Source organism: Pseudomonas sp. LB1P83 (assembly GCF_054897885.1).
Window position 1 is genome coordinate 2,813,285 of record NZ_CM142709.1, and the last position, 15,502, is coordinate 2,828,786.

At 59.5% G+C, this 15,502-nt stretch carries 12 protein-coding genes; 11 read left to right on the forward strand and 1 reads right to left on the reverse strand.

The genetic code is table 11. The features are described from left to right. Positions 1–51 precede the first annotated feature (51 nt). The gene (locus ACYZTY_RS13090; RefSeq protein WP_403097732.1) at positions 52–327 is read right to left on the reverse strand and encodes a DUF1652 domain-containing protein; all 276 of its coding nucleotides are present in this window, start codon (positions 325–327) and stop codon (positions 52–54) included. Positions 328–589: 262 nt separating this feature from the next. On the opposite strand from ACYZTY_RS13090, the gene ACYZTY_RS13095 reads away from it, so the two are divergent. The 11 genes from ACYZTY_RS13095 to eprS all read left to right on the forward strand — a co-directional run bounded on the left by ACYZTY_RS13095 (position 590) and on the right by eprS (position 15,445). Beyond that, positions 590–1,405 carry a helix-turn-helix domain-containing protein gene (locus ACYZTY_RS13095; protein ID WP_461958835.1) on the forward strand — a complete coding sequence of 272 codons (816 nt, stop codon included), beginning with the start codon at positions 590–592 and terminating at the stop codon, positions 1,403–1,405. Positions 1,406–1,455: 50 nt separating this feature from the next. Further along, positions 1,456–2,862 carry an NAD(P)/FAD-dependent oxidoreductase gene (locus ACYZTY_RS13100; RefSeq protein WP_461958836.1) on the forward strand — a complete coding sequence of 469 codons (1,407 nt, stop codon included), beginning with the start codon at positions 1,456–1,458 and terminating at the stop codon, positions 2,860–2,862. Positions 2,863–2,905: 43 nt separating this feature from the next. Beyond that, a complete protein-coding gene (locus ACYZTY_RS13105; protein ID WP_077747853.1) occupies positions 2,906–3,247 on the forward strand; it encodes a cupin domain-containing protein in 342 nt (113 codons plus the stop codon). A gap of 69 nt (positions 3,248–3,316) precedes the next feature. Then, positions 3,317–4,402 (forward strand): polyamine ABC transporter substrate-binding protein, encoded by a 1,086-nt coding sequence (locus ACYZTY_RS13110; RefSeq protein ID WP_461958837.1) that lies wholly within the window; start codon positions 3,317–3,319, stop codon positions 4,400–4,402. A 92-nt stretch (positions 4,403–4,494) separates the two neighbouring features. Continuing rightward, on the forward strand, positions 4,495–4,953 hold the full coding sequence (locus tag ACYZTY_RS13115; RefSeq protein WP_461958838.1) for an REP-associated tyrosine transposase: 459 nt from the start codon (positions 4,495–4,497) through the stop codon (positions 4,951–4,953). 645 nt (positions 4,954–5,598) lie between these two features. Further along, positions 5,599–7,056, forward strand: a complete 1,458-nt coding sequence (locus ACYZTY_RS13120; protein WP_461958839.1) for a serralysin family metalloprotease — start codon at positions 5,599–5,601, stop codon at positions 7,054–7,056. A 97-nt stretch (positions 7,057–7,153) separates the two neighbouring features. Continuing rightward, positions 7,154–7,576: an AprI/Inh family metalloprotease inhibitor gene (locus ACYZTY_RS13125; protein WP_461958840.1), complete on the forward strand. Its 423-nt coding sequence runs from the start codon at positions 7,154–7,156 to the stop codon at positions 7,574–7,576. Positions 7,577–7,786: 210 nt separating this feature from the next. Next, on the forward strand, positions 7,787–9,574 hold the full coding sequence (locus tag ACYZTY_RS13130) for a type I secretion system permease/ATPase (RefSeq protein ID WP_461958841.1): 1,788 nt from the start codon (positions 7,787–7,789) through the stop codon (positions 9,572–9,574). Beyond that, complete coding sequence (locus ACYZTY_RS13135; RefSeq protein ID WP_461958842.1) at positions 9,571–10,920, forward strand: HlyD family type I secretion periplasmic adaptor subunit; 1,350 nt, start codon at positions 9,571–9,573, stop codon at positions 10,918–10,920. Before ACYZTY_RS13130 ends, ACYZTY_RS13135 begins: the two co-directional genes overlap by 4 nt. 2 nt (positions 10,921–10,922) lie before the next feature. After that, positions 10,923–12,287: a TolC family outer membrane protein gene (locus ACYZTY_RS13140; RefSeq protein WP_461958843.1), complete on the forward strand. Its 1,365-nt coding sequence runs from the start codon at positions 10,923–10,925 to the stop codon at positions 12,285–12,287. A 200-nt stretch (positions 12,288–12,487) separates the two neighbouring features. Then, positions 12,488–15,445 carry an autotransporter serine peptidase EprS gene (gene eprS, locus ACYZTY_RS13145; RefSeq protein WP_461959312.1) on the forward strand — a complete coding sequence of 986 codons (2,958 nt, stop codon included), beginning with the start codon at positions 12,488–12,490 and terminating at the stop codon, positions 15,443–15,445. Positions 15,446–15,502 lie beyond the last annotated feature (57 nt).

Consider the following 15,502-nt stretch of genomic DNA (forward strand, 5'->3'; position numbering starts at 1 on the left):
AGCCCACAAAAAAGCCCACGTAATGTGGGCTTTTTGTTGGGTGTTTGACCTTCAGGCGTAACTCTTGAGGGCCTCGGGAGGAATGAAAGACTCAAGTTCGTCTTCCACGGCTTCGATTATTCGTTCTACGTCCGCAGCATTCATCACGGTAGCGCAAGGAATGCCTGCAATGGCGATCATGGTCTCGCCACTGGCGCGGTCAAACAGGCGGGCAATCATGCTGCCCGGCGCATCCATGCTCGCCTCGAATCCCATGGGATGAAAATGCCAGCGCATCAGCTGGCAGGCGTTTGGAAACGTAACTTTGCTGAAAGACCCTTTATTCATGTGTTGCCCGCCTTCTTCATCGAGCGCTTCCTTTAGCTCATGTTAGGAGGGAAGAGCCTTCAATGGCTCAACCGGTGACTGCTTTTAAAAGTAGCATCCAGATGTGAAAACCATGTGATATTTTTCAGTCCGTTTGGCGATTGCTTGCGTTTTTTTGATGTGGATCACGTGCCGGGCCTCGCTCGGCGTTGCGCCGATTCATTCTGGTCATTGAAGCCGTGGCCGAACTTGGGCAAGCTCGATTTTTTTTGCCGAGTCCTTTATGCGCGCCGATGATGATGGCCCCCTGCAAGCCCAGGCCACGGGCGAGACGGTCATGCGTTACCACCTGTGCTGGAAACACCGGGATCTGGACGGGGTCATGGCGCTGTATCACCCGGACATCCAGTACAACGATTTTTTCCAGAATCGGGTCATGGGCCTGGACGAACTGCGCGAGTACGTGCGCGGCAGCATGCCGCGTAACCCGGATGAAGCGCTTGAGCATTCGGATCGCATACGCCTGGACGGCAACACCGCGTTCATCCAGTACCAGATGACGTTGCGCGGCGGCGAAGGACTGGTGTCGTTCCGTTCCAGTGAGGCGATCACGGTGCGCGACGGGTTGATCTGGCGCGTCAACGAATACGCGTCCCTGGTGCGCGAACAACCGCAAACGAGCACTGCCACGAACCTGCGCCCGGCCGTCAGCCGTCTCGGGCTTTCACCTCGACAGCTGAGTTTCATGGCTGAAGACCTGCAACAGTATTTTCAGCGTCAGCAGCCTTATCTGGACCCCGAACTCGATTTGCAACGGGTGGCGAAGGAGTGCGGGTACAGCCGCAATCAGATTTCCTATCTGCTGAATCAAGTGTTGGGCCAGAGTTTCTATCGCTACGTGAACCAGGCTCGACTGCAGCATTTACTCGCGGCAATGGACGCCGCCACGCCACCGTTGCGCATTGATGAACTGGCGTTTGCCGCCGGCTTCAATTCGTTATCGGCGTTCTACAGCTGTTTCCGCCAGCACACGGGGCTGTCGCCCAAGGCTTATGTCAAACAAATTTCTTTGCGTGCACGCGCGCACGACAGTCCCTGAGCCCACGCACTAGGATCGACGCCAACGAAGTTTGAGTGGCGGAGTCTTGCATGTCGGCGTGGCGCACTATCAGTTTGTGGATGGATCAACTCGACGAGCCCCTGTTGCCGCGCCCGGCGCTGGAACACGACCTGGACGTCGACGTGGCCATCATCGGCGCGGGATACACCGGGCTCTGGACCGCGTATTACCTCAAGCGCCTGGCGCCAGGCCTGGACATCGCCATCATTGAAGCGCAAACCGCGGGTTTTGGCGCTTCGGGCCGTAACGGCGGCTGGCTGATGGGCAACCTGTTGGGCGAAGACCGTTTATTGGCCGGTTTGCCGGCGGATCAGCGTCGCGAATCCTTCGATCTGCTGCACAGCATTCCTGATGAGGTCGAAATTGTCCTCGAACGTGAGGGTATCGACTGCGATTATCGAAAAGGTGGCGTGCTGTACTGCGCTGCGCGTTATCCCGAGCAGGAAGCCAGTCTGCGGAGCTACCTCGACAAGCTTTACAGCCAAGGCCTGACCGAAAGCAATTATCGCTGGCTCAGTCCGGAGCAGCTGGCGCAACAGATCAGAGTTGCGAAGCCCTATGGCGGTATCTATGCACCGCACGTTGCGACCGTCCACCCGGCAAAGTTGGTGCGAGGACTGGCCAGGACGGTGGAGCGCATGGGGGTCAACATCTATGAAAACAGCGCCGTCACGCAGTGGCAGTCGGGGAGTTTGCGCACTGCCAAGTCTCAGGTTCGCAGCCGCTGGATCGTCCCGGCGGTAGAGGGTTACTCAGTCACTCTGCCGCCACTCGGCCGCTATCAGTTACCGGTTCAAAGCCTGATTGTGGCCACTGAACCGCTGTCCGCCGCGACCTGGGATGAAATCGGCCTGAGCCGCGGCCAGGCGTTCAGCGAAAGCAGCCGGCAGGTCACCTACGGCCAGCGCACGGCGGACAACCGCCTGGTGTTCGGCGCCCGGGGCGGCTATCAGTTTGCCGGTAAGTTGCGCCATGACTTTGACCTGACCACCAGCGAAGTGGAGTTGCGACGTTACCTGTTCGGTGAACTCTTCCCGCAACTCAAGAATGTGCGGATTACCCACGCGTGGGGCGGCAACCTGGGCATGTCCCGGCACTTCAAGCCGCACATGCTTTGTGATCAGGCCAGCGGCATTGCCTTGTCCGGCGGTTATGGCGGGGAGGGCGTGGGCGCCAGCAACCTGGGCGGCAGAACCCTGGCTGATCTGATTCTCGAGCGTGATACCGAATTGATTCGCCAGCCTTGGGTTATCCCCCAGGGCGGTCTCGACAGGCTCAGGGCCTGGGAGCCGGAGCCCTGCCGCTGGCTCGGTTACAACGCGATCATCCGCAGCTTCGTCCACGAAGACCAGACCCTGGCCAACCCGGCTACTGCTCCCTGGCGCCGCAAACTGGCGAGCAAGGTGGCGGGGTTCATGGAAGGTTTCATGCAGTAAACGGCGCGCTCTTCATCTATAGGCTCAATCGACAGGTACTCCCATGGGCATCACGCAATTCAAGAACACCGCAACATTGGAACTGGAGGAGTCGAACCCCGTCGCCGTGCCGCTGGGAACACCGGTGGCGGTGGCCTCGACCACCAGCGTCGAACGCGACGATGGCGTCGAAACCGGCGTCTGGGAATGCACGCCCGGCCGCTGGCGCCGGCAGATCGTTGCGCAGGAATTTTGTCACTTCATCCAGGGCCGCTGCACCTTCACCCCGGACGACGGTGAAACCCTCTACATAGAAGCCGGCGATGCACTGATGTTGCCGGCCAACAGCCTCGGCATCTGGGATATCCAGGAAACCGTGCGCAAGACCTACGTTTTGATTTTTTGATTATTGATCCTTTGATTGCCTGCCAGCCCTCCAATAAAAAGCACAACAACTGCATACAGGAATCGACTCATGATCCGAAAGACACTGACCCTGGCACCCCTTGCGCTCGTCGCGTCCCTCAGCCACGCGGCCGAGACCGTCAAGATCTACAACTGGTCGGACTACATCGCCCCGGACACCACCAAAAACTTTCAGAAAGAAACCGGCATCGCCTTCAGCTACGACGTCTACGACAGCAACGAAACCCTTGATGGCAAGCTGATGACCGGCAAATCCGGGTACGACGTGGTGTTCCCGTCCAACCATTTCATGGCGCGGCAGATTCAGGGCAAGGCACTGAAGAAGCTCGACAAGAGCCAGTTGCCGAACTGGAAGAACCTCAACCCGGTGTTGCTCACCGCGTTGCAGACCAACGATCCGGGCAACGAGCATGGCTTTCCGTACCTGTGGGGCAGCACCGGCATCGGCTACAACATCGCCAAGGTCAAGGCCGTACTCGGCGACAACGCGCCAGTGGATTCCTGGGACCTGATCTTCAAGCCCGAGAACATGGCAAAACTGCAAAAGTGCGGCGTCGCCATCCTCGACAACGGCCCCGAACTGCTGCCGGCCGCGCTGAACTACCTGGGGCTGCCGCATCACAGCAAGAACCCGGAAGACTACAAAAAAGCTGAAACGCTGCTGATGAAAGTCCGGCCGTACGTCAGCTATTTCCACTCATCCAAATACACCAGCGACCTGGCCAACGGGGACATCTGCGTGGCGGTCGGCTTCTCCGGCGACATCCTGCAAGCCGAGAACCGCGCCAAAGAAGCCAAGAATGGCGTCGACATCGGCTATGCCATTCCCAAGGAAGGCGCCGCGATCTGGTTCGACATGGTCGCCATGCCCGCCGACGCCCCGGACGAAAAAGCTGGCTACGCGTTCATGAACTACCTGCTGCGCCCGGACGTCATGGCCAGCATCAGCAACTACGTGCACTACGCCAACGGCAACCAACAGGCTGACAGCCTGATCGACCCGGCCATCAAGAACGACACCAAGGTTTATCCCAGCCCGGAAATGATGGGCAAGCTGTTCGCGCTGGAGGCGATGCCGCTGAATATTGACCGGATTCGTACGCGGGTCTGGAACAAGATTCGGACGGGGAGTTGAGGGTTCATGCTTTGTAGCCATTGCGATCAGTCAGGCTGGGTGGCAACGCTGTAGATTCCAGGCCTCTTTTCAGTGGATCAGGAGGCAATGGAATGCCTGTTTGTTCAAATGCGGGTCAGCTGCGTGTCGGTCGCTCTTCTGAGTCAGGACGTATTTATCTGCTTACGGCTGTCGTTGACCAACGACAGCCGTTTTTTTCTGATTGGCGGTTGGGAAGGTTGGTCGTTCGGGAGTTGCGTAGGGTGCAGGAAGAGGGGTGGGCTGATTTTTTGACGTGGGTTGTGATGCCGGATCATATGCATTGCCTTGTGCAGCTGCACGACAAGACGTTGGCGGTGCTGATGTGCCGAATAAAATCCCGGAGCAGTTTGGCAGTCAATCAAGCATTGGGGAGGCAAGGGCGGCTGTGGCAGAAGGGCTATCACGACCGCGCAGTTCGACGGGAGGAGGATGTGAAGGATCTTGCTCGTTATGTCGTGGCCAACCCGATACGAGCGGGATTGGTGACACGCGTTCATGACTACCCGCTGTGGGATGCGTGTTGGTTGTAATGGTCAGGCGACTGCTTCGCAGCCGGACGCAGCCTCGCGGGCTCGGCAGCTGCTACAGGATCCGCGTACACAAAAATTCGTGTAGCAACTGGCGCAGCCTGCGTTCGGCTACGAAGTAGTCGTCAGAATCTCAAAGATCGGTAGAAGGACGATGTGTGGCGTGGTCAGGCGACTGCTTCGCAGCCGGACGCAGCCTCGCGGGCTCGGCAGCTGCTACAGGATCCGCGTACACAAAAATTCGTGTAGCAACTGGCGCAGCCTGCGTTCGGCTGCGCAGCAGTCGTCAAAATCTCAAGCCCGCCACAAATACGCCTGATATCAATCCACTGGCACTCATATTAATAAGTTCGAAAAAAACGAGACGCCTTCGACAAAAAACAACTGACCTCTATTTAATATTTAAATACGCAATTGTCAGACAATTAGTACGAAACCCTCAACTTAAAACTATATTTCGACAGCGCAGGCATTGTTTCCGGGTACTTGCTGGAGTTGCACAATTTGACGCCAAAAAAAATGTAGACGTTTGATTTCGAATTGTGTCAGTTTTCTTTCGCCTTCATTGGGCGAGTGATAGGACGATCTCGCCAGAGATTGTCGCTATCAGACAAAAACTGTTCCATTGCTAAACAAGGAAGTGTGTTTATGTCGAAAGTTAAAAACAACGCTATTGATCTTGCCGAACAGGCCTTTTCGCCATTGCAAGCATTGGCTGCGCCCAGTTCCGCGTACAACCAGATCGACAGCTTCAGCCATCAGTATGACCGGGGTGGCAATCTCACGGTCAATGGCAAACCCTCCTTCTCCGTCGACGAGGCAGCGACCCAGCTGCTGCGGGACGGCGCTGCCTACCAAGACAAGGACGGCAGCGGCAAAATCGAACTGACCTACACGTTCCTGACCTCGGCGTCGTCGAGCACCATGAACAAGCACGGGATTACCGGCTTCAGTCAGTTCAGCGCTCAACAGAAAGCCCAGGCCGTGCTCGCCATGCAATCCTGGGCCGATGTGGCCAAAGTCACGTTCACCGAGAAGGCCACGGGCGGCGACGGTCACATGACCTTCGGCAACTACAGCGGCGGCCAGGACGGCGCAGCGGCATTCGCCTACCTGCCTGGCACCGGTGCTGGTTATGACGGTACTTCCTGGTACCTGACCAACAGCAGCTACACGCCTAACAAGACACCGGACCTGAACAACTACGGTCGTCAAACCCTGACTCACGAAATCGGTCACAGCCTGGGTCTGGCCCACCCCGGCGACTACAACGCCGGTGAGGGCGCGCCGACCTACAACGACGCGACCTACGCGGAAGACACCCGCGGTTACAGCCTCATGAGTTACTGGAGTGAAAGCAATACCGACCAGAACTTCAGCAAGGCCGGCGTCGAAGCCTACGCGTCCGGCCCGCTGCTGGACGACATTGCCGCCATCCAGAAGCTCTACGGTGCCAACACCACCACCCGCACCGGTGACACCACCTACGGTTTCAACTCCAACGCCGGTCGCGATTTCCTGAGCGCCTCTTCGTCGTCGGACAAGGTCGTGTTCTCGGTATGGGATGCGGGCGGCAAGGACACCCTGGACTTCTCCGGCTTTACCCAAAACCAGAAGATCAACCTCAATGAAGCCTCGTTCTCCGACGTTGGCGGCCTGGTTGGCAACGTTTCCATTGCCAAGGGTGCAACCATCGAGAACGCGATTGGCGGTTCGGGTAACGACCTGCTGATTGGTAATGGTGTGTCCAACGAACTGAAGGGCGGTGCCGGCAACGACATCCTCTTCGGCGCGGGCGGTGCGGACAAACTGTGGGGCGGTGCAGGCTCGGACACCTTTGTGTTCGCGGCCAGCAGCGATTCCAAGCCGGGTGTAGCGGATCAGATCCTCGATTTTGTCAGCGGCCTGGACAAGATTGACCTGACCGGCATCACCAAAGGCGCGGGCCTGCATTTCGTGAGCTCGTTCACCGGTGCGGCAGGCGATGCAGTGTTGACCTCTTCGGGCGGTAACAGCCTGTTGTCGGTGGACTTCTCCGGGCACGGCGTGGCTGACTTCCTGGTCAGCACCGTTGGCCAGGCGGCGTTCTCGGACATCGTGGCTTGATTCAAGGCTAAAAGGAGCGCGAGGCTTGCTGCGTCGCGCTCTGTCCTTGCATCGATGCGCGCTGTGCGTAAGGCTACACGCCGGAGTTAAAAGCCCTATGACCCATAACGCCTTTACCTACAGAACGACTGCGTGGCTTTTGGCGACGCTGATGATGATTCTTGGAGATGTAGCCATGGCAAGCAGCCTGAAATTAGCGGACCCCTCGGAACTCGTCGGGAAATGGCAGGCCACCTTGATAGCCAAAACGGACTTGCCCGAGTCTCAGGCGCTGCAGGATAAGCCGTCGAACGTTTGCATCATTGCGCTTGAAGCGAACCAGACCCTGGGCGAGGGCGCTGACTGCCTCGGTGCCTGGCTGCCAGAGATGGCGATTGGTTGGTTCACGGAGCCGGATGGCATCGCAGTCACCGGCAAGGAAGGCTCAAGAATTGTGTTTTTCAGCCGACAGCATGAAGGGCTTTATCAAAGCACTTTGAAGTCGGGTCTGATCATTACGCTAGAGCGTGTTAAGCGTTAAGCGCAAAGTGCCGAACCGACGTAAGTGTTGAATATAAAGCGCTTGGTTTCCGTTATAAGCGACAGATCGATAACCGAACTTTTTATACAGCATAAAAAGTTGTTATTCATTTGTAAGCGCTAATGGACAAAGAATGTCTCGACCCGTGTGCGGACAGTTAATTGAAACCTCGCCAAAACAGGGTGAGGAATATCATCTCAGGAAAAATCAATGAAGATGGCGAAGGCCCCAGCCACCGCACCGTTATTCAAGGCACTGGGCGACTATAAAAGCATCCTGATCAGCGTCGGTTGTTTTACCGCGTTAATTAACGTGCTGATGCTGGTCCCGTCGATTTACATGCTCCAGGTCTACGACCGCGTGCTGTCTTCGCAAAACGAAACCACCCTGGTCATGTTGTCGCTGATGGTGGTCGGATTTTTCGCCTTCATCGGTTTGCTCGAGATCGTGCGCAGCTTCATCGTCATCCGCATCGGCAGCCAACTGGAGCGCCGCTTCAACCTGCGGGTGTACCAGGCCGCGTTCGAACGTAACCTGCTCAAGGGCGAGGGCAACGCCGGGCAGTCCCTCGGGGACTTGACCCACATTCGCCAATTCGTCACCGGTCCGGCGCTGTTCGCGTTCTTCGATGCGCCGTGGTTTCCGGTCTACCTCTTCGTGATTTACCTGTTCAATGTCTGGCTCGGCGTGTTCGCGACCGTGGGCGCACTGGTGTTGATTGGCCTCGCTTGCCTCAACGAGGCGATGACCAAAAAACCCTTGGGCGAAGCCGCCGGGTTTTCCCAGAAGTCCAGCCAACTGGCCACCAGTCACTTGCACAACGCCGAAACCATTCAGGCGATGGGCATGCTCGGGGTGTTGCGCAAGCGCTGGTTCCAGGTGCATTCGCGTTTCCTCGGCCTGCAGAATCAGGCCAGTGATACCGGCGCCATCATCAGTTCCCTGAGCAAGACCTTGCGCCTGTGCCTGCAATCCCTGGTCCTGGGCCTGGGCGCGCTGCTGGTGATCAAGGGCGACATGACCGCCGGGATGATGATCGCCGGTTCCATTCTGATGGGCCGCGTGCTGAGCCCCATCGATCAACTGATCGCGGTCTGGAAACAGTGGAGCGGCGCCAAGCTCGCTTACCGTCGTCTTGATTCGCTGCTGCAAGCCTTTCCACCGAGTGACGAGGCCATGGCGCTGCCAGCGCCGAAAGGCCAGATCACCTTCGAACAAGTCAGCGCCGGCCCACCGGGGCAGCGCGCGGCGACCCTGCACATGGTCAATTTCAGCCTGGGTGCCGGCGAAGTGATGGGCGTGCTCGGCGCCTCCGGCTCCGGCAAATCGACCCTGGCCCGGGTGCTGGTCGGCGTCTGGCCAACCCTCGGCGGCACAGTGCGGCTCGACGGCGCGGACATCCACCGCTGGAACCGCGACGACCTCGGCCCGTACATCGGTTACTTGCCCCAGGACATCGAATTGTTCAGCGGCAGCATCGCCGAAAACATCGCCCGCTTCCGCGAGGCAGATCCGCAAAAAGTCGTCGAAGCCGCGCAACAGGCGGGCGTCCATGAGCTGATCCTGCGCATGCCGCAGGGCTACGACACGGTGCTGGGTGAGGACGGCAGCGGTTTGTCCGGCGGCCAGAAGCAACGGGTGGCATTGGCCCGCGCGTTGTACGGCAACCCGAGCCTGGTGGTGCTGGATGAACCCAACTCCAACCTCGACACCGTCGGTGAAGCGGCACTGGCCAGTGCCATCGCGCAGATGAAAGCCCAGGGCACCAGCGTGATTCTGGTGACCCATCGCTCCTCGGCGCTGGCTCAGGCCGACAAATTGCTGGTGCTCAACGAAGGGCGTTTGCAGGCCTTTGGCCCAAGTCAGGAAGTGCTCAAGGCGCTTGCCGGAAACCCGTCAGGCGCCCAGGAACAACAACGTGAAAAAACGCCGCAAGCACCGGGCGGGCTCAGCATGAGTCGTCAGTATCAGCCCACGACAAGGAATTCGGGTGTATGAGCAGCGCTCGCATGAACACTGAAAATGAAGCGACGATGGAACACGATTACATCGCCGAACGGCCCGAGCGTGATGCGCGTTTCTTCGCCCGCATGGGCTGGATCCTGGCGATCGTCGGCGCCGGCAGTTTCTTTACCTGGGCAAGCCTTGCGCCGCTCGATCAAGGCATTCCCGTGCAAGGCACGGTCGTGGTTTCCGGCAAGCGCAAAGCCGTGCAATCGATGAGCAACGGCGTTGTCAGCCGGATTCTGGTACGCGAAGGCCAAGTGGTGAAGCAGGGCCAGCCGCTGTTCCAGCTCGACCAGACCCAGGTCGCGGCCGACGTGCAATCGCTGCAAGCGCAATACCGCATGGCCTGGGCCAGCCTGGCGCGCTGGCAGAGCGAACGGGACAATCTCAAGCAGGTGAATTTCCCTGCCGAATTGAGCAACGATCCCGACCCACGCCTGGCCCTGGTGCTTGAAGGCCAGCGGCAATTGTTCAGCAGTCGCCGCGAAGCGTTTTCCCGCGAGCAGGCTGGCTTGCGTGCCAGCATCGAAGGCGCTGGCGCGCAATTGGCGGGCATGCGCCGCGCGCGTACGGACCTGACGGCCCAGGCCAGTTCGCTGCAACAGCAACTGGGCAATCTCCAGCCCCTGGCGGACAACGGCTACATCCCGCGCAACCGCTTGATGGAGTACCAGCGGCAACTGTCGCAGGTGCAGCAGCAATTGGCGGAAAACAGCGGTGAGAGCGGCCGGGTCGAACAGGGCATCCTCGAGTCGCGCCTGAAGCTGCAACAGCACATCGAGGAATACCAGAAGGAAGTCCGCACGCAACTGGCCGACGCGCAACTCAAAAGCGTGACGCTGGAAGAGCAACTGACCTCCGCCGGGTTCGACCTGCAACACAGCGAAATCATTGCCACCGCCGACGGCATCGCGGTCAACCTCGGGGTTCACACCGAAGGTGCGGTGGTCCGCCAGGGCGAAACCTTGCTGGAGATCGTGCCTCAAGGCACTCGCCTGGAGGTGGAAGGGCACCTGCCGATCAACCTGATCGACAAGGTCGGTACCCACTTACCGGTGGACATCCTGTTCACGGCCTTCAACCAGAGCCGTACACCTCGGGTGCCCGGGGAAGTCAGCCTGATCTCCGCCGACCAGATGGTCGACGAGAAAACCGGCGCGCCGTACTACGTGCTGCGCAGCAGTGTCAGCGATCAGGCCATGGAAAAGCTCAACGGTCTGGTGATCAAGCCCGGCATGCCGGCGGAAATGTTCGTGCGTACCGGTGAACGTTCACTCCTCAACTATCTGTTCAAACCGCTGCTCGACCGGGCAGGCTCCGCGTTGACCGAGGAATAAGGATGTTCGGCTGTATGAATAAGCTTTCAATGCTCGCAGCCACCTTGGCGTTGCTGACGTGCAACAGTGTGATGGCCATGGGGCCGTTCGATATCTACGAGCAAGCGTTGCGCAATGACCCGGTGTTCCTTGGCGCAATCAAGGAACGCGATGCGGGCCTTGAGAACCGTATCATCGGCCGTGCAGGCTTGCTGCCCAAGGTGGGTTACAACTACAACAAGGGGCGGAACACCTCCAAGGTCACCCAAATTAATGAAGGGCGGCCGGACTTCACCGAGGACCGCAATTACAGCAGTTACGGCTCGACCCTGACCTTGCAACAACCTTTGCTCGATTACGAAGCCTACGCGGCGTATCGCAAGGGTGTGGCGCAATCGTTGTTTGCCGACGAAGCCTTCCGTGGCAAGAGCCAGGAGTTGCTGGTTCGTGTGCTGGAAAACTACACCAAGGCATTGTTCGCACAGGATCAGATCGACATCGCGCTGGCCAAGAAGAAAGCCTTCGAGCAGCAGTTCCAGCAGAACGAGCAAATGTTCCGTCAGGGCGAGGGCACGCGCACCGATATTCTCGAGGCCGAGTCCCGTTACGAACTGGCGACCGCCGAGGAAATCGAGGCGCGCAACGAGCAGGATGCGTCCTTGCGCGAATTGGGCGCGCTGATTGGCGTGCCGGCCGTCGACATCACGGACCTGGCGCCGCTGGACCAGAACTTCCAGACCTTCAGCCTGCAGCCAGCCAACTACGAGACCTGGCACGAGATGGCCGTGGCCAACAACCCGAACCTGGCCTCGCAACGCCAGGCAGTGGAAGTGGCGCGTTATGAAGTCGAACGCAACCGCGCCGGGCACTTGCCGAAAGTCAGTGCCTACGCTTCGGTGCGTCAGAACGAATCGGAAAGCGGCAACACCTACAACCAGCGTTACGACACCAACACCATCGGCATTGAAGTCAGCGTGCCGTTGTACGCCGGCGGCGGAGTGTCGGCGTCGACCCGTCAGGCCAGCCGCACCATGGAACAGGCCGAGTACGAACTGGATGGCAAGACCCGGGAAACCCTGATCGAGCTGCGCCGGCAATTCAGTGCCTGCCTGTCGGGTGTGAACAAACTTCGGGCCTATCAGAAAGCCCTGAAGTCGGCCGAAGCGCTGGTGGTCTCGACCAAACAAAGCATCCTGGGCGGTGAGCGGGTGAACCTGGATGCGTTGAATGCCGAACAACAACTATTTACCACCCGCCGGGATTTGGCTCAGGCAAGGTACGACTACCTGATGGCGTGGACCAAGTTGCATTACTACGCCGGGACCTTGAGCGAGCAGGATCTTGCCAAGGTTGACGAGGCGTTCGGCCAGGGCCCAAGGACCCAATGATTTCCTGAAGAAACACCCCTCTGGCGAGGGAGCTTGTCGGAACGCCGCATCGTCCCGTTCGGTTGCGCAGCAACCGCCGTCAAGGGCCGCTTCGCAGCCCAGCGGGAGCAAGCTCCCTCGCCACAGGAACAGCGACAAACTAAAGCAGGCAGCAACAAACCAGAATTCTAAAAACGCCAAAAAAGCGAGAAGTCATGAACATGGACGTACAGATCAAGCCGATGTCGGTCGGCACGCTATTGCTCTGGATTTCAGTAGCGCCCGGCTCGGCTCAGGCGCTTTATCAGGAAACCGGCACCCTGGGTGATGCCGGCAGTTGGCGTACCGCAGAATTCCAGCGTGACTGGGGACTGGCCCGCATGCAGGCCGATCAGGCCTACGCTGCAGGCATCACCGGTAAAGGTGTAAAAATCGGCGAGCTCGATTCAGGCTTCGATGCGTCCCATCCCGAATTCGCCACCGACCGTTACCACGGGGTGCTGGCCAGCGGCAGTTACGTCGACGGTTCACTGTTCAATGTCGACGGCACACTCAACGCCAACAACGACTCCCACGGCACCCACGTCGCCGGCACTATCGGAGCCTCTCGCGATGGCACCGGCATGCACGGTGTGGCGTACAACGCGCAGGTCTACGTCGGCAACACCAACAAGAACGACAGTTTTCTGTTCGGTCCCAACCCCGATCCGCGCTACTTCAAAGCGGTTTATAACGCCTTGGCGGATGCTGGCGTGCGGGCGATCAACAACAGTTGGGGCAGCCAGCCACCGGACGTCAGTTACCGCACCCTCGACGATCTGCACGCCGCTTACGCGCAACACTGGAACAAAGGCACCTGGCTCGACGAAGCGGCGGGCGTTTCCCGGCGCGGCGTGATCAACGTATTCAGCGCCGGCAACAGCGGTTACCCCAACGCCAGCGTGCGTTCGGCCTTGCCATATTTCCAGCCGGACCTGGAAGGCCACTGGCTGGCGGTGTCGGGGCTGGATCAAAGCAACCAGCAAAAGTACAACCAGTGCGGGATCGCCAAGTATTGGTGCATCACCACCCCCGGCGCGAAGATCGACAGCACCATTCCCGACGGCGGTTATGCGATCAAGTCCGGCACCTCCATGTCCGCTCCCCATGCTACTGGCGCCTTGGCGCTGGTGATGGAACGCTATCCGTACATGACCAACCAGCAGGCACTTGAAACCCTGCTGACCACCGCCACCCAACTCGACGGTTCAATCACCCAGGCACCGAATACCCGCGTCGGCTGGGGCGTGGCCAACCTTGAACGGGCGATGCGCGGGCCCGGGCAATTGCTCGGGCGCTTCGACGCCAATCTGGGGGCAGGGCAGAGCGATGTCTGGAGCAACGACATCTCGGACAACGCGCTGATCCAGCGCCAGAGCGAAGACACGACGGAACACAGTGCCTGGCAACAGACGTTGCGAACCAAAGGTTGGGAGAACGGCGTGCCGGCCGGAGCCAGCCAGCAGGATCAGACTGATTACGCAATCGGCATGGCTCGTGATTCAGCCGCTGCCAGCCGGGTCTACGAAGGCAGTTTGATCAAGTCCGGCACCGGCCGGTTGATGCTGACCGGCGTTAATACCTGGCGCGGGTCGACCACGGTGAATGGCGGTCTGCTGTCGGTCAACGGTTCGTTGGCATCCAGTGTGACCGTGAATGACAGCGGCACGCTGGGTGGGTCGGGACGAATCGGCGCACTGACGGCCAACCGCGGCGCTACGGTTGCGCCCGGCAATTCCATTGGCACCTTGCAGGTCAGCGGCGACGTCACGTTTGCGCCCGGATCGACCTACGCGGTTGAGCTGTCGCCGACTGACAGTGACCGGATCATCGCGGGTGGCACGGCCACGGTCAGCGGCGCGACTGTCAGTCTGTCACTGGAAAACAGCACGACCTTGCTCACCACTCAACAAGTGCAAAGCCTGCTCGGTCATCAATACAACATCCTGCAAGCGGCCGGCGGTATTCAAGGCCAGTTCGGCGCGGTGCTGCCCAATTATCTGTTCATCGGCGGTAGCCTCGATTACGCCACCACCGGCATTCAACTGAGTGTGGAGCGCAACGACACGACCTTCGCCAGCGTCGGTCAGACGCCGAATCAGCGCGCCGTGGCCTCTGCCGTAGAAGGGCTTGGGGCGGGTAATCCGGTTTACGAAAGCCTGTTGCTGTCGCCCTCTGCAAGTTCCGCACAGCAGGCATTCCAGCAGTTGTCGGGGGAGATTTATCCGGCGTTGGGCTCGGTGCTGATCAACGACAGTCGTTACCTGCGTGACGCGGTCGGCGAGCGGCTGGTTGACGCCAAAGGCGCTCAAAGCAACGGCTGGATCAAGGCGCTGGGTGCCTGGGGCAAGACCGATGACCGCCATGACACCGCCGGTTACACCACCTCGATTGGCGGCTTGCTCGCCGGTGTCGATGGCGCGCTCGACGAGCAAACCCGGATCGGCCTGGTCACCGGCTACAGCGACAGCTCAGTGAGCATGGGCTCGGGCACGCATTCATCGGCCAAGGTCGACAGCTATCACTTGGGTGCTTATGCCGGCCGCGAATTGGGCGCCTGGCGCCTGAGTGCCGGCGGCGCTTACAGCTGGCATCGCGCCGACGTCAAACGTGACCTGCAATTTGGCGACGTCAGCGCCAAGCAGAAGGCCAAGGTCGATGCCGGCACCACTCAAGTATTCGGCGAGGCGGCGTATCGCCTGAGCCTGCAACCGCTGGCGCTCGAACCGTTCGCCAATCTGGCTTACGTGCACCTCGACACCGAAGGCTTCACCGAAAAAGGCGATGGTGCCGCACTGAAAAGCAGCGGGGACACGCGGGATGCGGTGCTCAGCACCTTGGGTGTGCGTGCGCTGAAAACCGTGAACCTGTCCGGTCAACAACAGCTTGAGCTGGGAGGGACCCTCGGCTGGCAGCACAACCTGAGCGATACCGATGCCGAAGAACATCTGGCATTTACCAGCGGCAGCACGGCGTTTTCGGTGGAGGGTTCGCCCATGGTGCGCGATGCGGCGCTGATAGGTGCCCATGCCAGCCTGGCGCTGAGCCGGGACATTCGAGTGATCCTCGATTACACCGGCCAACTGTCTAGCCAAGAGAAAAGCCATGGCGTAGGGCTGAGCCTCAACTGGCAGTTTTAACGCGGTAAAGGGCTGGAACACCGCACCCCCTGTAGGAGCGTGGCTTGCCCGCGAAAG